The organism is Streptomyces sp. CC208A, from assembly GCF_030010625.1.
Taxonomy (GTDB): domain Bacteria; phylum Actinomycetota; class Actinomycetes; order Streptomycetales; family Streptomycetaceae; genus Streptomyces.
On the sequence record NZ_JASCXN010000004.1, the window covers coordinates 265,023 to 283,287 of the forward strand.

Annotated in this window: 19 protein-coding genes; 9 read left to right on the top strand and 10 right to left on the bottom strand. The window is 73.4% G+C overall.

All coding sequences use genetic code 11. The annotated features are described in order from the left end of the window. Positions 1 to 11: 11 nt before the first annotated feature. From QK442_RS07355 to QK442_RS07365, 3 genes are all read left to right on the top strand, one after another. Positions 12 to 884, top strand: a complete 873-nt coding sequence (locus tag QK442_RS07355) for a helix-turn-helix transcriptional regulator (RefSeq protein ID WP_282693024.1) — start codon at positions 12 to 14, stop codon at positions 882 to 884. 26 nt (positions 885 to 910) lie between these two features. Next, positions 911 to 1,390, top strand: coding sequence for a hypothetical protein (locus QK442_RS07360; protein ID WP_282693025.1), 480 nt, complete (start codon positions 911 to 913; stop codon positions 1,388 to 1,390). A gap of 141 nt (positions 1,391 to 1,531) precedes the next feature. Continuing rightward, positions 1,532 to 1,747 (top strand): hypothetical protein, encoded by a 216-nt coding sequence (locus tag QK442_RS07365; RefSeq protein ID WP_282693026.1) that lies wholly within the window; start codon positions 1,532 to 1,534, stop codon positions 1,745 to 1,747. Between the two features lie 29 nt (positions 1,748 to 1,776). Here QK442_RS07365 and QK442_RS07370 read toward each other — a convergent pair whose 3' ends face one another. Further along, the gene (locus tag QK442_RS07370; protein WP_282693027.1) at positions 1,777 to 3,258 is read right to left on the bottom strand and encodes a HAMP domain-containing sensor histidine kinase; all 1,482 of its coding nucleotides are present in this window, start codon (positions 3,256 to 3,258) and stop codon (positions 1,777 to 1,779) included. Further along, positions 3,251 to 3,925 (bottom strand): response regulator transcription factor, encoded by a 675-nt coding sequence (locus tag QK442_RS07375; RefSeq protein ID WP_282693028.1) that lies wholly within the window; start codon positions 3,923 to 3,925, stop codon positions 3,251 to 3,253. Before QK442_RS07375 ends, QK442_RS07370 begins: the two co-directional genes overlap by 8 nt. 96 nt (positions 3,926 to 4,021) lie before the next feature. Between QK442_RS07375 and QK442_RS07380 the strand changes: the two genes are divergently transcribed. Next, on the top strand, positions 4,022 to 5,461 hold the full coding sequence (locus tag QK442_RS07380) for a DUF2079 domain-containing protein (RefSeq protein ID WP_282693029.1): 1,440 nt from the start codon (positions 4,022 to 4,024) through the stop codon (positions 5,459 to 5,461). Positions 5,462 to 5,465: 4 nt separating this feature from the next. Here the strand turns inward: QK442_RS07380 and QK442_RS07385 are convergent, their stop codons facing one another. Together QK442_RS07385 and QK442_RS07390 are read right to left on the bottom strand one after the other, a co-directional pair. Next, on the bottom strand, positions 5,466 to 6,149 hold the full coding sequence (locus tag QK442_RS07385; RefSeq protein ID WP_282693030.1) for a hypothetical protein: 684 nt from the start codon (positions 6,147 to 6,149) through the stop codon (positions 5,466 to 5,468). Between the two features lie 163 nt (positions 6,150 to 6,312). Continuing rightward, positions 6,313 to 7,863 carry a FadD3 family acyl-CoA ligase gene (locus QK442_RS07390; protein WP_282693031.1) on the bottom strand — a complete coding sequence of 517 codons (1,551 nt, stop codon included), beginning with the start codon at positions 7,861 to 7,863 and terminating at the stop codon, positions 6,313 to 6,315. Between the two features lie 101 nt (positions 7,864 to 7,964). On the opposite strand from QK442_RS07390, the gene QK442_RS07395 reads away from it, so the two are divergent. Genes QK442_RS07395 through QK442_RS07405 form a run of 3 tightly spaced genes read left to right on the top strand, consistent with a single transcriptional unit; the run spans position 7,965 to position 10,315 of the window. Further along, positions 7,965 to 9,107 carry a lipid-transfer protein gene (locus QK442_RS07395; RefSeq protein WP_282693032.1) on the top strand — a complete coding sequence of 381 codons (1,143 nt, stop codon included), beginning with the start codon at positions 7,965 to 7,967 and terminating at the stop codon, positions 9,105 to 9,107. 3 nt (positions 9,108 to 9,110) lie between these two features. Next, positions 9,111 to 9,542, top strand: a complete 432-nt coding sequence (locus QK442_RS07400; protein WP_282693033.1) for an OB-fold domain-containing protein — start codon at positions 9,111 to 9,113, stop codon at positions 9,540 to 9,542. Beyond that, positions 9,539 to 10,315: an enoyl-CoA hydratase/isomerase family protein gene (locus QK442_RS07405; RefSeq protein WP_282693034.1), complete on the top strand. Its 777-nt coding sequence runs from the start codon at positions 9,539 to 9,541 to the stop codon at positions 10,313 to 10,315. The genes QK442_RS07400 and QK442_RS07405 overlap by 4 nt, the downstream gene beginning before the upstream one ends. 38 nt (positions 10,316 to 10,353) lie before the next feature. Here QK442_RS07405 and QK442_RS07410 read toward each other — a convergent pair whose 3' ends face one another. Beyond that, a complete protein-coding gene (locus QK442_RS07410) occupies positions 10,354 to 10,641 on the bottom strand; it encodes a hypothetical protein (RefSeq protein WP_282693035.1) in 288 nt (95 codons plus the stop codon). A gap of 143 nt (positions 10,642 to 10,784) precedes the next feature. Next, positions 10,785 to 11,396 (bottom strand): hypothetical protein, encoded by a 612-nt coding sequence (locus QK442_RS07415; protein WP_282693036.1) that lies wholly within the window; start codon positions 11,394 to 11,396, stop codon positions 10,785 to 10,787. A 144-nt stretch (positions 11,397 to 11,540) separates the two neighbouring features. Here QK442_RS07415 and QK442_RS07420 point away from each other — a divergent pair, with 144 nt between their 5' ends. After that, positions 11,541 to 12,113, top strand: coding sequence for a hypothetical protein (locus tag QK442_RS07420; protein ID WP_282693037.1), 573 nt, complete (start codon positions 11,541 to 11,543; stop codon positions 12,111 to 12,113). Here the strand turns inward: QK442_RS07420 and QK442_RS07425 are convergent. Together QK442_RS07425 and QK442_RS07430 are read right to left on the bottom strand one after the other, a co-directional pair. Next, positions 12,110 to 14,482, bottom strand: coding sequence for a PQQ-binding-like beta-propeller repeat protein (locus tag QK442_RS07425; RefSeq protein ID WP_282693038.1), 2,373 nt, complete (start codon positions 14,480 to 14,482; stop codon positions 12,110 to 12,112). The genes QK442_RS07420 and QK442_RS07425 overlap by 4 nt on opposite strands. Positions 14,483 to 14,606: 124 nt before the next feature. Beyond that, the gene (locus tag QK442_RS07430; protein WP_282693039.1) at positions 14,607 to 15,509 is read right to left on the bottom strand and encodes a VOC family protein; all 903 of its coding nucleotides are present in this window, start codon (positions 15,507 to 15,509) and stop codon (positions 14,607 to 14,609) included. A 296-nt stretch (positions 15,510 to 15,805) separates the two neighbouring features. Between QK442_RS07430 and QK442_RS07435 the strand changes: the two genes are divergently transcribed. Next, complete coding sequence (locus QK442_RS07435; RefSeq protein ID WP_282693040.1) at positions 15,806 to 16,453, top strand: TetR family transcriptional regulator; 648 nt, start codon at positions 15,806 to 15,808, stop codon at positions 16,451 to 16,453. 115 nt (positions 16,454 to 16,568) lie between these two features. Here QK442_RS07435 and QK442_RS07440 read toward each other — a convergent pair whose 3' ends face one another. Then, on the bottom strand, positions 16,569 to 17,042 hold the full coding sequence (locus tag QK442_RS07440; RefSeq protein ID WP_282693041.1) for a nitroreductase family deazaflavin-dependent oxidoreductase: 474 nt from the start codon (positions 17,040 to 17,042) through the stop codon (positions 16,569 to 16,571). Beyond that, on the bottom strand, positions 17,042 to 18,202 hold the full coding sequence (locus tag QK442_RS07445) for an acyl-CoA dehydrogenase family protein (RefSeq protein ID WP_282693042.1): 1,161 nt from the start codon (positions 18,200 to 18,202) through the stop codon (positions 17,042 to 17,044). Before QK442_RS07445 ends, QK442_RS07440 begins: the two co-directional genes overlap by 1 nt. Between the last annotated feature and the right edge of the window lie 63 nt (positions 18,203 to 18,265).

Below are 18,265 nucleotides of genomic sequence, written 5' to 3' on the forward strand. Positions count from 1 at the left end.
AACGAGTACCGGTGAGCGGCACGGACTATCAGAGGGCACGTGAGGAACTGGGGCGGAGGCTACGAGAGCTGCGCTCCGAGAGCCCTCATGGCTGTCTCACCGGTACCGCCCTGGCGCGGCTGCTCGACTGGCCGCAGTCGAAGATCAGCAAACTGGAGAACGGACGCCAGACCCCCACGGCGGAAGACCTGCGAGCGTGGGCGGACGCCACCGGACAGCCGGAGGCGTACGGGGAGCTGCACGCCCGCTTGAGAGGCTTCGAGTCGCACATCCGGTCCTGGCGGCGGCAACTCGCTTCAGGGCAACGCCCAGTGCAGGAAGCGCACAACGCGGCACAAGCGAACGCGACGGTCCTCCGAGCCTGGGAATCGTCTTGGATCGTCGGCGTCCTCCAGACCCCCGACTACGCACGCGCGGTGCTCAGCAGCTTCGCGGAACTGCACCAGACACCTCGGGATGTCGAAGAAGCGGTGCGCTCCCGCATGAGGCGGCAAGAGGGCCTGTACGACGCGAGCAAGCAGTACCACATCCTTCTGTGGGAAGGAGCGCTTCACGCCCAGGTGTGCCCTCCCGAGATCCTGGCGGCCCAGCTGGACCGCCTCATGGGCACCGTGGGCATGGATACCGTACGACTCGGGATCGTGCCTCTGGACGCCACCCTGCGGCTACCTCCCGGCAATGGCTTCTGGATCTACGACGATCGCGTGGTCACGGAGACCTGGCACGCCGAACTGTGGCTTGAAGACGCGGACACCCTGGCCACGCACCTTCGGGTGTGGGAGACACTGCACCAGTCGGCTGTCTTCGGCCCGGATGCTCAGCACGTGATCGCCCGGGCCCGCCGCTCCGTCTGGGCTTTACCTCTTTCGGGCGATGACGCTTAAGTAAGTTTCGAAGTAGTTTCAAAGTCATGGGTACCGAGAACGCGGCAGTGAACTTCTCCGAGCTGGTGAACAAGAACAAACAGACTCTCGCCCGGCTCCAGGAGTCGCCGAGACTGCTCCTGCACCGCAGAGATGGTGAGGACCTGGTCCTCACCACTGCGGCGCGGGCCGAGCAGGACCAGACCGTGGTGTCCGCAGCCACCCGGATGCTGGCCGCGATGGCGCGCCGGGAGCCCGGCAGCATGGAACTGCTCCTCGGCATACTGCCGGACGCCTTCCCGTGGGTCCGCTTCCTGCCCGAGGCCGATCTCCACGCCTTCGCCGTCGAACTGGTCGACACCATGCGCGCCGCCGACTCACTCGGCAACAGCGCGGCCGTCGCCCAGCTGCTCATCGCCTGGCAGCACACCGCCGAGGTCCACTCCGACCCCGATCTACTGGCCGCGCTGACCAGGGACCACGGCGAGGACTACGGGCCGGTACCGGACCCTCGGGACACCGCATGACCGCGGGGCGCGGCGACCGCGCCGCACCGCCGGCGCCGGACGGCCACTGGGAGGTCCGCTTCGCGGACGCGGCCTCGGCCAAGGGCTGGGAAAGCCTCGCCCAACAGGCACGGGGAGAACACCTACCGCGCCTGGATCACCATGCGTACGGCCCCCAGGCCCGTCGTGGAGACTGCCCGCCACCATCGGCTGAAGGGCAGTCTGGCCCACGGCACCCACCGGGGACAGACCTGCGAACAGTGGCAGATCGAGGTGACCGGCGGCGGCCGCGTCTGGTACCTCCTCGACACCACCCGCGACACCTGCTGGATCACCTTCGCCGGCACGGGGCATCCGCGGGCCACGGACCGCCGCTGAGAGTCGGCACGGCTCCACGCCTGGCGCGCTCAGCCGCCCGCCGGAAAGCGGGCCACCAGCAGGGCGCCCTCCTCCGAGTCCCCGATCGTGAGGGTGCCGCCGTGGGCGGTGGCCAGGTCCCGGGCGATCGGGAGGCCCAGGCCGGCGCCGCCGGTGGTGCGGGTGCGGGCCGTGTCGAGGCGGGTGAAGCGGTCGAAGACCCTGGTGCGGTCGGCGGGCGGGATGCCGGGGCCGTCGTCCTGGACCGTGAGGGTGGTGTGGGTGGGGGCCTGCGCGACCGTGACGGTCACCTCCGTACGGGCGTGGCGGCAGGCGTTGGTGAGGAGGTTGCGGAGGAGGCGGTCCAGGTGGGTCGGGTTGCCCGGCATCACCGCCGGCGCCGGGGCCTCGCAGCGTACGCGGAGGGTTTTCGCTTCCGGGAGGTGCTGGTGTTCGCGGACCAGGTCCTCCGCCAGGGCCGACAGGTCGACCGGTTCGCGGACCGGGGCCGCCGAGCCCTGGCCGGCCAGCAACAGGAGGTCGTCCGTCAGGTGTTGGAGGCGGATGACGTCCTCCGTCGCCTCCCTCACCACCTCCTGCCAGTTCTCTACCGAATCCGGGTGGCGCAGGGCCGACTCCAGTTGGGCGCGCAACGCGGCCAGGGGGCTGCGGAGTTCGTGGGCCGCGTCGGCCGTGAACTCGCGCTGGCGGGTGGCGGCGGCCTCCACGCGGTCGAGGGTCGCGTTGGTCGTGCGGGCCAGGTCCGCGATGACGTCCCCCGTCGGCGGGACCGGGACCCGGCGGTCCAGGGACTGGCCGGTGATGTCGGCCAGTTCGCGGCGGATCGCCTCCACCGGGCGCAGCGCCCTCGCGACCATGACGTGCACCAGGAAGCCCGTCAGGAGGGCCGTCAGGGGGACGCCGGTGGTGACGGCGATCCAGTAGACCTTGTCGAGCGTGTCGTGCGCGTCGTTGAGGGTCTGGAAGGTGCGGACCGCCGCGAAGAAGAGCACGCCCGTGGCGCCCGCCGCCGTCAGCGCCACCCGACCCCGGAAGGAGATCCTGGCCCCGCCCCGGCCCATCGCCGCCGCGACCGCCGCCGCCGTGATGAGGCCCGCGGAGGGGCCGACGCAGGCGATGGCCCAGCGGAACGCCTTCTCCGCGACGTCGACCTTGCCGTACTCGTTCTCGCGGACGAGCCAGAGACCGTACGCGGTGTACAGGCCGGCCGTCACGGCGGCGGCGACGGCCGCGCCCCGGAGCCGTACCCACCACGGGCCGCCCTTCCCCGCCAGGAGGCAGACGACGGCCACGTACAGGGCCCCCAGCCAGGTGCCCCAGGTGGTGATCTGCTCGATCTGCGGGCCGACCCGGTCGTCGTTGATGTGGACGGCGGGCCAGGTGGAGCGCAGGCCGGCCGCCCGGTCCGCGTACTGGAGCCAGGCCACCGCGACGCCGACGACCAGGGCGGCGGCCAGGCCGGACGCCCAGACCGGGCGGGTCGCCCACACGGGGCGGTGGGGCTCACGCACGGCCGCTCACCCGGTAGCCGGCGCCCCTCACCGTCTCGATCGTCTCCCGGCCGAAGGGGGCGTCGATCTTCTTCCGTACGGCGCTGATGTAGACGTGCACGATGTTCGGGTCGCCGGTGAAGTCCGCCGACCACACCTCGTCGAGGAGGTCGGCCACGGGCACCACCTCGTCGAGCCTCCCCAGCAGGCAGTGCAGGACGGCGAACTCCTTCGGCGTGAGGACGATCCGCTCCCGGCCGCGCCCGCAGGTGCGGCGGGCCGGGTCGAGCCACAGGTCGCCCGCCTCCAGGAGCGCGGGGACGCGGGCGCCGCCGCGGCGGACGAGGGCCCGCAGGCGGGCCTCCAGGACGACGTACGAGAACGGTTTCGCCAGGTAGTCGTCGGCGCCCGTGTCCAGGCCCTCGGCCTCGTCGTACTCGCCGTTCTTCGCGGTCAGCATCATCACCGGCACGTCGTTGCCCTCGGCGCGCAGCCGGGAGCAGACCTGGTAGCCGCTGAGGCCGGGCAGCATCAGGTCCAGCAGGACGGCGGCGTAACGGTGTTCGCGGGCGAGGTGGAGTCCGGTGACGCCGTCGTGCGTCACGTCGACCGTGTAGCCGACGGCGGTGAGGCCACGCCGCAGCGACGCGGCTATCCGTTCCTCGTCCTCGATCACCAGGATGCGCATGGTCCCGAGTATCGCCCGTCCCGGCCCCGGCCCTCCCTGAGGGAATCCTCAGGTCGCTTCAGGGGCCCCTCAGGGGCTCCCGGCGAGGCTGCGGCCATGCTCATGATCACCACGGCCGGGAGGCCCGGGGCTCCGGCGCGCCCCGGGCCCGCCGTCCTGCCCCGGACCGGGCCCGCGCTCGTCGCCGCCGCCCTCTTCCTCCTGCACACCGCCTTCGCGCTGCGCAACCACGCCCGCTTCCGGACGACCGGCTACGACCTGGGGATCTTCGGGCAGGCCGTGCGGTCGTGGGCGGAGGGGCGGCTGCCCGCCTCGGAGATCCGGACGGCGACCGCCCCGGCCGGTTTCGCGGGCGAGGCGCTGCCGCTGCTCGGGGACCACTTCCATCCGGTGCTCGCGCTCCTCGGGCCGGTGTACCGGCTGGTGCCGCACGTGGAGGTGCTGCTCGTCGCGCAGGCGGCGCTCGTCGCGGTGGCGGTGTACGTGACCGGGCGGACCGCCCAACGGCACCTGCCCGCACGGCCGTTCGCCGGGCCTGTCGTCGGCCTGGCGTGCGGGCTCGCGTGGGGCGTGCAGACGCTGGTCGGCTTCGACTTCCACGAGGTGGCGTTCGCGCTGCCGCTGCTGGCGCTGGCCTGCCGGGCGTATCTGGACGGGCGGTTGCGGGCCGCCGCCTGGTGGGCGGCGGGGCTGCTGCTCGTGAAGGAGGACCTGGGGGCGACGGCCGCCGTCCTCGGGCTGCTGATCGCGTACCGGGCGCGGGACCGGCGGGAGCGGCGGGCGGGGTGGTTCCTCGCCGGTGGGTCGGTGCTCGCCACGCTCCTCGTCCTCAAGGTGGTGATCCCGGGCTTCGCGCCCGACGGACGCTATCTGTACGCCGAGCAGGTCGGCGGCGCGTACGGGATCCTCGACGGCTGGTCCGTGAAGGTGCTCACCGTCCTCGCGCTGCTCGCCGTCACCGGCGGCCTGGTGCTGCGCAGCCCGCTGGCGTGGCTGCTGCTGCCCACGCTGGCCTGGCGGTTCACCTCGTCGGTACCGTCCCACTGGGAACCGGGGCTGCACTACTCGGCCGTGCTCGTACCGATCGCCTTCGCGGCCCTGGTGGACGCGCTGCGGCGCGGGGCGCGGCTGCCGGTGCCGGGGCTGCGCGGGGCGCGGCTCCCCCTGGCCGTACCGCTCGGAGCCGTACTCCTGCTCCTGCCCCTCCAGCCGACCGCACAGCTCGCCACCCCCGGCTTCTGGCGGGAGAGCCCGCGCGAGGCGGCGGCGCGGGCGGCGGTGGAGCGGGTTCCGGACGGGGTGCGGGTGGCGGCGAGCAACACGCTCGCCCCGCACCTGACGGACCGGACGGTGGTACGGCTCGCGGCGCCGGGGCTGCTCGACCGGGAGCCGGCCGTGGAGTGGCTGGTCCTGGATCGCGCGGACGGGTTCCCGGCGGGGGCGACGGACGGGGTGCTGTGGGAGACGGCCTCGGACCCGGCGTGGCGGGTGGTGCGGGACGAGGCCGGGATCGTCCTCCTCGCCCGCGCGGGGTGAGCGGTCAGCCGCGGGCGTAGGAGCCGAGGCCGACCAGGCAGTAGACGTACTCGTTGATGGTGGCGCCGTTCAGGGTGTAGCGGTGCGAGAAGGCGTACTCCGTCTTGGGGTTGGCGTTGCACTTGTTCATGTCGGAGGTGAAGGGGAAGGTCTGGATGACCTTGTAGTGGGCGTCCGAGGCCGAGCAGGGCACCTCCTCGACGCCGCTGACGGACTGCGCGGTCTCCGAGTCCGGCAGGGTGCCGTTGAGGCAGGTGCCCTTCCGGTACGGGTCGGGCTCCTTCTCCGTGGGGGTGGCGGTCGCGGTGGGGTCGAGGTTCAGGCCGTCGAGGTCGAGGCTGGGGAAGGGCGAGACCGAGAAGGTGGGGACGGGGCGCCGGGATTCGGGCCTGTCGTCCTTGTCGCCCTGGCTGAAGAGGTACGCGCCGCCGATCACCCCGCCGATGACGAGGAGCGGGACGAGGCAGCCCGCGACGCCGGACTTCCGCCGCTGCGGGGCCTGTCCTGCCGCGACCGTGATGCGGAGGAGGACGGTCGCGCCGGCGAGCTGGACGGGGACGAGGTCGCCGTGGCGGCAGGGCGGGACGTGGAGCCGGGTGGGGCCGGTGGCCGGCAGGTTCACCGGTATGACGACGCCGGTGGCGGCCTGCTGCGGGGTGAGCGTGAGGGGGATCTCCTGCGTGGACACCTGCTGCTCCTCGGGGAAGGATGCGGACGGGGACGGAGGGGCGCGCGTCGCCCGTATGACGTGTACACGAGGCGGGCCGGTTGCAGTCACCGACCCTTTTCCGTAATCGGATTCTAGTTCTCCGAACCGGATCCCACTCCCCCGAAGCGGCTCGTCTACCGCCTCAACTCCGCTTCCGAAGCTCCCCCTTGACGACTTTCCCGCTGGCGTTGCGAGGCAGTTCCTCCACGAACTCGACCCGCCTGGGCACCTTGTAGTTCGCCATCTCCCGCCGTGACCAGGCGATCAGGTCGTCCGCGGTGAGCGTGGCGCCCGGCCGCCGCACCACGAACGCGCACCCGACCTCCCCGAGCCGCCCGTCGGGGACGCCGATGACGGCGACGTCGGCGATGTCCGGGTGGAGGCCGAGGAGTTGCTCGATCTCGGCCGGGTAGGCGTTGAAGCCGCCAACGATGAACATGTCCTTGAGGCGGTCGGTGATCCGCAGGTTGCCCGCCTCGTCGAGGACGCCGATGTCGCCGGTGCGCAGCCAGCCGTCCGCGTCGATCGCGGCGGCCGTCGCCGCCTCGTCCTCGAAGTAGCCGCGCATCACGTTGTGGCCCCGGACCAGGACCTCGCCCGCCTCGGAGAGGCGGACCTCGGTGCCGGGGACGGGCCGGCCGGAGGTGGTGGCGATCGTCTCGTCGGGGTCGTCGCGGCGGCACATGGTGACCAGGCCGCTCGCCTCGGAGAGGCCGTACGCGGTGAGGACGGTGCCGATGCCCAGTTCGGTACGGAGGCGTTCGACGAGCCGCAGGGGGACGACGGCGGCGCCGGTGACGACCAGGCGGAGGGTGGACAGGTCGTGGGCGGCGCGGGCCGGGTGGTCGAGGAGCGACTGGTGGAGGGTGGGCGGGCCGGGGAGGACGGTGATCCGTTCGGCGGCGATGTTGGCGAGGACGGTGTCGGCGGTGAAGACGGGCTGCGGCACGATCACCGCACCGCGCATCAGGCAGGCGAGGACGCCCGCCTTGTAGCCGAAGGTGTGGAAGAAGGGGTTCACGACGAGGTAGCGGTCGCCCTCGGCGAGACCGGCGAGCGCCGCCCACTCCTCGTAGCAGCGCAGGGTCTGGGCATGGCTGATGACGGCGCCCTTGGGGCGGCCGGTGGTGCCGGAGGTGTAGACGATGTCGGAGGGACCGTCGGGGTCGACGGCGTCGGCGCGGGCCCGGACGCGTTCGGCGGGGATCCGGTCGCCGCCCGCGAGGAACGCCTTCCAGGTGGTCCAGCCGTCCTCGTCGGGCGCGGTGTCGCCGAGGACGACGACCCGTTCCAGGTGCGGCAGGGGCACTCCGGCGCGGCGCAGGGACGCGACGTACGAGGTGCCGAGGAAGGTGCCGGTGACGAAGAGGAGCCGGGCGCGGGAGCGGGCTAGGACGTCGGCGGCCTCGGTGCCCTTGAAGCGGGTGTTGAGGGGGACGAGGACGGCGCCCGCGGTGACGGCGCCGAGGGCGGCGACGATCCAGTCGAGGCTGTTGGGCGCCCAGATCGCGACCCGGTCCCCCACGCGTGTCCCGGCGGCCAGGCAGGCGGCGGCGGACCGCTCGACGCGGGCGGCGAGTTCGGCGTACGAGACGCGGGTACGGCCCTCAGCGACCGCCTCGCGCTCGCCGTACCGCTCCCCCGCCGCCCGTACGAGTCCCGGGATCGTGCCCCACTCCAGGTCACCGCGCATGACCGTACCCCCACTCTCCCTCTAGCTGACTATCCGTCAGATTAGTTGTACCCTGACGCGCTGTCAGCAGTGCTGCATCACCGCACCCATGAGGAGGTCCGGTGCTCAAGGACGCCACAGCCATCGTCGGGATCGGCCAGACACCCTTCGCGAAGCACCTCCCCGAGTCCGAGAAGACCCTCGCCTGCCGGGCGGTCCTGGCCGCCCTCGACGACGCCGGGATCGACCCCGGCGAGGTCGACGCCTTCGCCTCCTACACGATGGAGGAGACCGACGAGGTCGAGGTCGCCAAGGCCATCGGCGCCGGTGACGTCACCTTCTTCTCCAAGGTCGGCTACGGCGGCGGCGGTTCCTGCGCCACCGTCGGCCACCTCGCCGCCGCCATAGCCGCCGGTCAGGCGAGCGTCGGCGTCGCCTGGCGGTCCCGCAAGCGCGGCTCGGGCCCCCGCCCCTGGAAGAACACCGCCGTCCAGCTGCCCACCCCCGGCCAGTGGACCCGCCCCTTCGGGCTGCTCCGCCCCGCCGACGAGATCGGCATGCTCGCCCGCCGCTACATGCACGAGTACGGCGCCACCCGCGACCACCTCTTCAACGTCGCCCTCGCCTGCCGCAACCGCGCCAACCAGAACCCGGCCGCGATCATGTACGAGCGCCCGCTGACCCGCGAGATGTACATGACCTCCCGCTGGATCAGCGAACCCCTCTGCCTCTACGACAACTGCCTGGAGACCGACGGCGCCCTCGCCTGCGTCGTCGTCTCCGCCGAACGGGCCCGCGACTGCCGCCGGCGGCCCGTCTACGTCCACTCCGCCGCCCAGGGGCTGCCCGCCCAGCACCACGGCATGGTCAACTACTGGAACGACGACCCGCTCACCGGCCCCGCCTGGACCGCCGCCCGCCACCTGTGGAAGACCGCCGACTTCGGCCCGGCCGACGTGGACGTCGCCCAGATCTACGACGCCTTCACCCCCCTCGTGCCGCTCTCCCTGGAGGGCTACGGCTTCTGCGGGCGCGGCGAGGGCGGCGCCTTCACCGAGGGCGGCGCCCTCGAACTCGGCGGCCGGCTCCCCCTCAACACCGGCGGCGGCGGTCTCTCCGAGGCGTACGTGCACGGCTTCAACCTCATCACCGAGGGCGTGAAGCAGCTCCGCGGCACCTCCACCGCCCAGGTCCCCGGCGCCGCCACCTGCCTCGTCACGGCGGGTGAGGGCGTCCCCACCTCGGCCCTGCTCCTGAGGAGTTGACCGATGCTGACCCCCGTCATCGACGAAGACGGCGCCCCCTTCTGGGAGTTCACCGCGCGCGGCGAACTCCGCGTCCAGGCCTGCGCCGAACCGGGCTGCGGCGAACTCCGCTTCCCGCCCCGCCCCTGCTGCCCGCACTGCCACTCCTTCGCCACCGAATGGCGCCGGATGTCCGGCCGGGGCCGCATCTGGTCGTACGTGCTCCCGCACCCCCCGCTCCTCCCCGACTACGCCGACCAGGCCCCCTACAACGCGGTCCTCGTCGAACTCGCCGACGCCCCCCGCATCCGCCTCGCCGGCAACGTCGTCGCCGCCCCCGACGCCCGCCTCGACTCCGTCGACCCGGCCCGCCTCCGCATCGGCGCCCCCGTCCGCGTCGCCTTCACCGAGATCGACGGCATCGCCGTCCCCCGCTGGATCCTGGAGCGCGGATGACGATCACCCTGGAACGGGACAAGGCGACCGGCGTCGCCGTCGTCACCCTCGACCGCCCCGAACGCCACAACGCCCTCACCCTCGCCATGGCCCGCGAACTCGCCGCCGTCTGGCGGGCGTTCCGCTACGAGGACGAGGTACGGGCGATCGTCGTCACGGGCGCCGGCGGCCGGGCCTTCTGCACCGGCATCGACCGCGACGACGCGGGCCGGGTGCCGCAGCCCCCGTCCCCGTACACCATCGACGACCCGCTGATCACGATCGGCCCCAAGGCCAACGACCTGTGGAAACCGGTGATCGCCGCCGTCGAGGGGATGGCCTGCGGCGGCGTCTTCTACCTCCTCGGCGAGGCCGAGTTCCTCATCGCGGGCGAAACCGCCGAGTTCTTCGACCCCCACGTCACCTACGGCATGGCCAGCGCCTTCGAAACCATCCACATGGCCCAGCGGATGCCCTTCGGCGAGATCGCCCGAATGGCCCTCATGGGCTCCGCCGAACGGATCTCGGCGGGGAGGGCGTACGAGACGGGCCTGGTCAGCGAGGTGACGAAACCCGGCGAAGCCCTGCCCGCCGCGCGAAAGGCGGCAGCCGTCATCGCCTCCTACCCGACGGAAGCCGTCCAGGGCACCGTCCGCGCCCTCTGGACGGCCAAGGAGTCCCTCAGACCCCAGGCCCTCGCCCAGGCCCCGCACCTGGTGACCCTCGGCAACCTGCCGGCGGACCGGCAGACGGAGCTGTTCACGGGGCGGCGGACGGGGTACCGGACGCGGTAGGGGCCCGTACCTCGCGCAGGGCCCCTACCGCGTGCCGCTCAGGCCGTCTGCCGTCGGCGCTTCGCGACGAGCACGCGCGCCGCGAACGCCAGGGCGAAGGTCGCCGGGACGAACACGACGTCCATTCCCTGGAAGAGGGAAGCCGAGAGGACGAGGCGAACCAGGAGCAGGGCCCCGTACACCAGGGCGGTCACCAGAGCGGCGGCGGCCAACGGGTTCGACGGCTCGGAAAGAAGGAAGCGGCGCAGGGGGGAACGCGAAGCCGCCCCACTGGCCGCGGACGCCCCCAGAACGCCGTCACGCGAGAAGTCCCCCTGCGCCTTCATGCATCCCCCTGTGTCGCATGCGAGAAAAGGCTCTGGTCAGGAGCCCACGGCTCCAACACTGGAGCCGTAAAAGTCGTACCACGGCACACAGAGAGGTGGTTCGACCGGCGTCGAAGTACATCAGCTCCGGCCGCCGTGGGGGCCTACACCTCGTACGCGTCCCCGACCACGCACTTCCTCACCTTGTCGACGAGCCCGGGGCGCGCCATCTTCACGTCGAAGTCCTTCCGCTCCCCGGCACCCACCGTCACCGTCGCCGTCGCCGTGTCGACCACGGAGCCGGTGGCGCCCCGGAACTCCAGGGTCACCCGGTAGGTGGCGGTGGTGCTGTACAGGCCGTCGTTGGCGATCCGCAGCGTCGCCGTCGTGTCCGCCTTGCGGGCGGGCCTGCTCCTGCTCTTCTTCTGCGCGGGGTCCACGCAGTCGACGACGGTCACGTTCACGGTGGTGTCCGACGGGGAGGGAGAGGGCGTGGGCTCGGTGGTGTAGTCGCTGCCCGAGCCGCCGGACCCGCTCGAACCGGACCCGCTCGAACCGGAGCCGTCGTAGCCGGAGCCGGAACCGGAACCGTCGTAGCCGGAGCCCGAGCCGTAGTCGCGGTTGTTCTTCTTCGAGCTGGAGCAGCCACCTCCGCCGCTGCTCTTGCTCTTGCTCTTTCCGCTGCCGCTCTTGCCGCCCGTGCTCGTCTGGAAGCCGGTCAGCGCCAGCACCACCACCGTCAGTGCGGCGGCCATCTTCAGCCGGGTCCGTGTCATCGCCCTCTCCCCCGCGCCCCGTCTCGTCATGTGCGCGCCACACCCTAGCGGGGGGGCGCCGGTGCCGCGTGGCGGGCGCCCCGCACCGGGCGTAGCGTCGACAACGAGAGAGCCGGACCGCGAAGCCCCCGAGGAGGCCGCTCGATGATCCGCAACGTCGTCGGCTCGGTCCTGGCCCTCGCCGGAGCGACGGCCGCCGTCTGGAGCCCCTTCCGTGCCTGGTACGACGGCCGTCACGGACGCGACTACCCGATCGGGGACCTCTTCGGCGGCATCACCGACACCAAGGCCGCGGTCATCGGCTCGATCCTGCTGCCCTTCGCCTTCGCCGCCCTCGTCGCCCTCCTCGGGGTGGTGCTGCGCTCCCGGCTGCTCGTCGCCGCCGCCGGGACGGTCGTCCTCGGCTTCACCGTCCTGTGGATGGTGCGGGTCGGACAGGCCGAGGGCGGTCTGGTCCTCTCCGGCGGCGGGCGCGGCCTCGGCGACGGCGTCGCGAACGCCCTCGGCGGCGGGGTCCTGCTCCTCCTCGGCGCCCTCGTCATGTCCGGCCGGCCCAAGAGCCACCGCCTGGAACCGGCCGCACCGCCGCCCACGCACCCGACGCTCGACGGCCCGCCGGTCGCACCGCCACCCGCCGGGCCCGTGGGCGACGCCGAGACCCGGTCCATGCCGTACCCCGAGCCCCCGCCCGACCAGGGCGGTCACCACCGGGCCTAGCGCGGGACCCCGGCGCCCCGGCCGGTCGCCGTGCCCTTCGCCGCGTCGAGCGCGTACACGCAGCGGTCCTTGCTGCACGCGTACACGACCCCGCCCTTCGCCACCGGCGAGCCGGTGATCTCGCCGCCGGTGGCGAGCTTCCAGCGGAGCTGCCCGCCGGTCGCGTCCAGCGTGTAGAGGACGTGGTCGGCGGAGCCGAAGTGGACCCGGCCGTCGGCGACGACGGGGGCGCCGACCAGCTCGCCGCCGGCCGCGAACCGCCACCTGGGGGTGCCGGTGACCGCGTCCAGGGTGTAGAGCGCGCTGCCGCTGCCGACGTGCACGTTGCCGGCCGCGACGAGCACCGGCTCGGACGACTGGCGCGCCTCGGTCGCGATCCGCCACCGGTCCTGGCCGGTGGTGGCGTCGAGCGCGTACACCGTGCCGAGGTGGTCGGCGAGGTACACGCCGCCGCCGGTGACGGCCGGGCCGGGCGCGAAGGCGGGCGGCGAGAGGAAGACGGCGGGCGCCTCGAAGTGCCAGCGGACGTGCCCGGCCGCGATGTCGATCGACAGGACGCGGGTGCCGGCGGAGACGTACACGCAGCCGTCCTCGGCGGGGGCGACCCTGACCGGCACGTGCCCGCAGGAGGCGGCGTCGCCGATCGGGTACGACCAGCGTTCGGTGCCCGTCCGGGCGTCGAGGGCGCGGAGCCGGGCGTCCTGCCACACGTACACGGTGTCGCCGTGCACGGCCGGGCCCGCCTCCGGGGTCTCGAAGTCGGTCTGGCAGCCGGTGATCTCCCACAGCTTGGCGCCGTTGGACGCCTCCCAGCCCTGGACGCCGCCGCCCCGGGTGCCGGTGACGACGGTGCCCCGGTCCACCTGGAGGGAGTACACCCAGGAGTCGGTACGCAGCCGCCACCGCTCGCTGCCGTCGGCGGCGTCGAGCGCGTACAGCGTCGGCCCGTCGGAGGCGTGGATACGGCCCTGGGCCACCGCCATCGACCAGGCCACGTCCCGCGTCTTGAACTGGCGCCGGCCGCTGCCGGTGTCAAGGGCGTGCACCTCGAAGGAGGTCACGTACAGCAGGTCGCCGTCGACGACCGGCGTCCCCCACACGTCGTTGGACATGCGGAAGCGCCACGGCCGCCACTGCCCCGGCGGGGGCGGCGGGGTCGGCGTGGGCTGCGGCGGTACGACGGGGGCCTCGGGCGACGGCGCCGGTTCGCCGCCCGGCGGCCTGAGCCAGCCGGTGGCGTGCGGGTCGGCGGCCTGGCCGACGGCGACGGCCGCCCGGGTGTCGGAGACCCGGGGGCCGGGCCCGATCGGCACGGTGGCGCCGCCGAGCCGCACCGGCCCGCCGGACTGCTCGGCGGGCCCGGCGTGCCGGCCGCCCGCATGGGCGGGCTCGGGCGCGCGCGGGTCGCCCCCGTCGTACGGGACGGGCGGGCGCGGCGGCATAGGCGGCGGGGAGACCGGGGGCGGCGGGGTCGGCCGGCCACCGCGACGGATCTCGATCATCTCGACGGCGCTGCGCGGCAGCCACGCGGAGGCGGTGCCGCTGTCGTCGCTGCCCGGCCCGAAGAGGTGCGGGGCGAGCATGGCCTGGAGGTCGGCCGGGGTCGGCCGCTGGGCCACGTCCATCTGCATGCACGCGTCGATGAGGGGCCGCAGCTCCTCGGGCAGGCCCTCCAGGTCGGGGCCCTCGCGCAGCAGCATGAAGACGGTCTCGACCGGGTTGGCGCCGTGGAAGGGCGCGTGCCCGGTCGCGGCGAAGACCAGCATGGAGCCGAGCGAGAAGACGTCGCTGGCGCCGGTGACGCTGCGCGAGTCGCGGGCCTGCTCGGGCGACATGTAGGCGGGGGTGCCCACGGCGACGTTGGTCATCGTCAGCCGTGTGTTGGAGACGCCGGACGCGATGCCGAAGTCGATCACCCGGGGGCCGTCCTCGACGACGAGGACGTTCGACGGCTTGAGGTCGCGGTGGACGAGCCCGGCGCCGTGGATGGACTGCAGGGCCTCGGCGACACCGGCGGCGAGCCAGCGCACCGCCTGGGCCGGCAGCGGCCCGCACTCGTTCACTATCTCTTCCAGCGAGGGCGCGGGCACGTACGCGGTCGCGAGCCACGGCACGGCGGCGCGCGGGTCGGCGTCGACGACGGCGGCCGTGTAGAAACCGGATACCGCCCGGGCGGCCTCGACCTCCCGGGTGAAACGGACCCGGAACAGCTGGTCCTCCGCGAGCTCCGTGCGCACGGTCTTGATCGCCACCCGCCGGCCGGACGCCGACCGCGCGAGATAGACGAGACCCATGCCGCCCGCGCCGAGCCGGCCCAGCACCTCGAAGGGCCCGATGCGTCTCGGGTCGTGCTGCGTCAGCTGTTCCACTTGCCTGCCACCTCCCCGTACGGGCCATGACGGTACGGCCCGACCCCTGATTGTTCCTGTCCGGAGCCCTGGTTGCGAACCCGGGGGCGGATCGGGGTGTCACACCTCATATCGAGTGGATCGCTCACGTGGTGGCGGGCGGCTCCGGGGGGAGGGACTCGGGGGGTGTGGGGCGGGTGAGGCGGGCGGTGTCGGTGGAGAGCTCGTCGGCCTCCGGCTTGGAGACGAGGGGCTCGACGGGGGTGGGTTCGGTGTCCGGTTCGGCGAGGACGGCGAAGCGGGCGCCCTGGTTGTCGTGGAGGACGGCGATCCGGCCGTAGGGGGTGTCGACGGGGGGTTCGGCGACCCGGCCGCCGAGGCGGACGGTGGTGGAGCAGGCGTCGTCGCAGTCGCGGACCGCGAAGTAGACGAGGACGTGGCCGGGCATCTCGGCGGGGAAGGCGTCGGTGATGACGGCCCGGCCGCCGAAGGCGCTGTCGTCGCCGGGGCGGGAGCCGGGCGGGGACCAGACGCGGTAGTCGAAGCCGGGTTCCTTGCCCTCCTCCTCGGGGTCGGCCTGGCGGCCGAGCCAGCCGAAGACGGAGGCGTAGAAGGTGTCCACGGGCCCGGGACGGCGGGTGTAGATCTCCATCCAGCAGAAGGAGCCGGGTTCGTTCACGACCTCGAAGCCGTCGTCCTCGCCGGCCTGGCGCAGTCCGAGGACGGCGCCGCCGGGGTCGGCGGCGAGGGCGAGGACGCCGAAGGGGCCGACGGGGTACGGCTCCATGACCATCTGTCCGCCCGCCGCCTTGACGCGGGCGGCGACGGTGCCGGCGTCCTCGGTGGCGAGGTAGACGGTCCAGGTGGTGGGCATGCGGCCGTCCCGCTTGGGGAGGAGCCCGGCGACCCGGCGCCCGTCGAGCAGGGCCTCGTCGCGGTCCTCGTCGAAGGTCCAGCCGAAGAGCTCGCCGTAGAAGCGCTTGCCCGCCTCCAGGTCGGGGAGCTGCGCCTCCACCCAGCAGGGGGTGCCCTCTGTGAATGCCGCCATGTCTCCACGCTAGGACGGCGGGGGCGGGGGCGCGCTCCGGCGTGCGCCGTCCGGGGCGGGGAGCCGGGACCGGAGGGAGCCGGGACCGGAGGGTGTCCGCCTGGTGTTGTCCACAGCCTGTTCACAAGGGGGCGGGGTCTTCCCCGGGCGGGCGGTACGGGGAGGGGGTCGGGCGGCGTGGCGGGATCCGGTCCCTGCGGCTTCCGGGGACACCCCCGCCGACCTCGGGGAACGGGGTGCACCCCATTTGCAGTCGGCCGAATCGCGCGCAGATCCCCCCTCGGTAAGCTGACGGCATGACAGGACAAGTACGCACCGTCGACGGCCGCGTGGCCGGACGACGCGGCCAGGCGACGCGGCAGAAGCTGCTCGACTGCCTCGGTGAGATGCTCAGCTCCTCGCCGTACCGGGACGTCAAGGTGATCGACGTGGCCCGGAAGGCGGGTACTTCACCCGCGACGTTCTATCAGTACTTCCCGGACGTCGAGGGCGCCGTCCTGGAGATCGCGGAGGAAATGGCGAAGGAGGGCGCCGGGTTGACCGAACTGGTCTCCGGCCGCTCCTGGGTCGGCAAGGCGGCCTGGCAGACCTCCGAGGAACTCGTCGACGGCTTCCTCGACTTCTGGCGGAAGCACGACGCGATCCTCCGGGTCGTGGACCTCGGTGCCGCCGAGGGCGACAAGCGGTTCTACAAGATCCGCATGAAGATCCTGAACTCGGTCACCAACTCCCTGACGGACGCGGTGAAGGAGCTCCAGGCCAAGGGCAAGGTCGACAAGGAGGTCAGCGCGGCCGCCATGGCGGGCTCTCTGGTGGCGATGCTGGCCTCGGTCGCCGGCCACCAGAAGGGCTTCACCACCTGGGGCGTGAAGCAGGCCGAACTCAAGCCGAACCTGGCCCTGTTGGTGCACCTGGGCATCACCGGCAAGAAGCCGGTCAGATAACCGGGTCCAACCGGGTCCCCCGCTCCTTCACCCGTCCTGTCGTCGACGCCGACGCCGGTCGCCGCCCCTCCGTGTGGGCGGTACCGCCGTCGGCGTCGTCGTGTCCGGGCGCCGCTCACCTGCGGGTGAGGCGGAAGAGCCGGATCTCGCGGTCGACGCGGGCCTGGTAGGAGGCGTACGGGGGCCAGAAGGCGAGGACCGCCGCCCAGGCCTCCGCCCGCTCCTCCCCCGTCAGCCGTTCGGCCCGTACGGGGATGGTCTCGCCCTTCCAGCTGATGGCGGCGTCCGGGTGGGCGAGGAGGTTGGCCGTCCAGGCGGGGTGGCCGGGGCGGCCGAAGTTGGAGCCGACGAGCAGCCAGGTCCCCCGGTCGGGCTCCGGCATGCAGGCGAGCGGGGTGGTCCGCTCCCGTCCGCTCCTCGCGCCCGTGGCGGTGAGTACGACGCCGGGCAGCATCTGGGCGCTGAGCAGCGTCTTTCCCCTGGTGAGCCGGTGCACGGCCTTGTCGAGGGCGGGGATGACGCGGGGCGCGACCTTGGCGAAGGCCCGGGTGGAGGAGACCTTCTGGACGAGTTTCCTTCCTACGGGCATCAGGCCGCCGCCCCTCGGAGAAGTCCGGTGCGTTCGGCCGCGCGGGCGCGGAGGCGTCCGGCGGGGCCGAAGAGGAGTTCGTCGGCGGCGGCGCGTCCGGCGTAGCGGGGGGCGTCGCGTTCCGGGGCCTCGCCGGCGGCGGCGCGCAGGGCTTCGAGGGCCTGGGCGAGGGCGAGGGGGCCGCCCTCGGGGCCGGGTCCCGGTTCGCGGGCGGCGCAGTACGTGAGCGTGCGGGCGGCCTCGATCCGCGCGTACAGCTCGGCGAGGCGGCGCTCACCGGCGTCCAGGGCGCCGCGGGCGGCTCCGGTGGCCTCGGCGGCGAGGAGGACGGCGGCGGTACGGCCCGCGGCGGCGAGGGCGCGGGTGACGTCGGCGGGGTCCTCGGGGTCCTCGCCGAGGAGTTCGGCGCGTACGTCGCGGAGCTGGACGCCGGCCTGGGGGCGGGTGGGGTCGAGGCCGGTGCGGCGGGTGCGGACGAGGCCGGGTCCCGCGTCCCCGGCCGTCACGAGGTAGAGAAGGGTACGGCTGCGGGCGAAGCCGCCGGTGTGGGCGGCGACGAGGAGGAGTCCCGCGCTGTGCCCGTCGAGGACCTGCTCGGCCTCGCCGTAGAGGAGCCAGCCGTCGGGGGCGGGGCGTGCCTGGACGCCGCCGGCCCGGCCGTCGCCGGACCAGGCGCCGGTGGTGTTGTCGCCGGTGAGGCCGAGGGCGTGGGCGAGGGAGCCGCCGGGGACGGCGAGCGCGCAGGTGAGGCGGCCTCCGGCGATGCGGGGCAGCAGCTCGGCGCGCTGGGCGGGGGTGCCGAGGGCGGCGATCAGCGGGGCGGTGAGGGCGCTGGTGGCGAGGAGCGGGGAGGATGCGAGGGCGCGGCCGGTCTCCTCGCAGGCGAGGGCGAGTTCCGGGAGGCCACGGCCGGTGCCTCCGTACTCCTCGGGGAGAGCGAGCCCGGCGAGGCCGAGTTCGCCGGACATGCGGGCCCACAGGGCGGGGTCGTACCCCTCGGGGGTAGTGGCGGTGGCGGTGCGGGCGGCCGGGGGTCCGGCGTGCCGGGCGAGCAGCTTCCGCAGGGTGCGGCGGATCTCCCGCTGTTCCTCGGTGAGCGGTTCCTCGGTGAGCGGTTCCTCGGTGGACGCGGCGAGGTCCGCGCCGTCGGCGGTCTCCATGGAGCCCCCTCTCTATCTGACGGTCCGTCATGCTAGGCCGAGGGAAGGCCCCTTGCCAGAGAG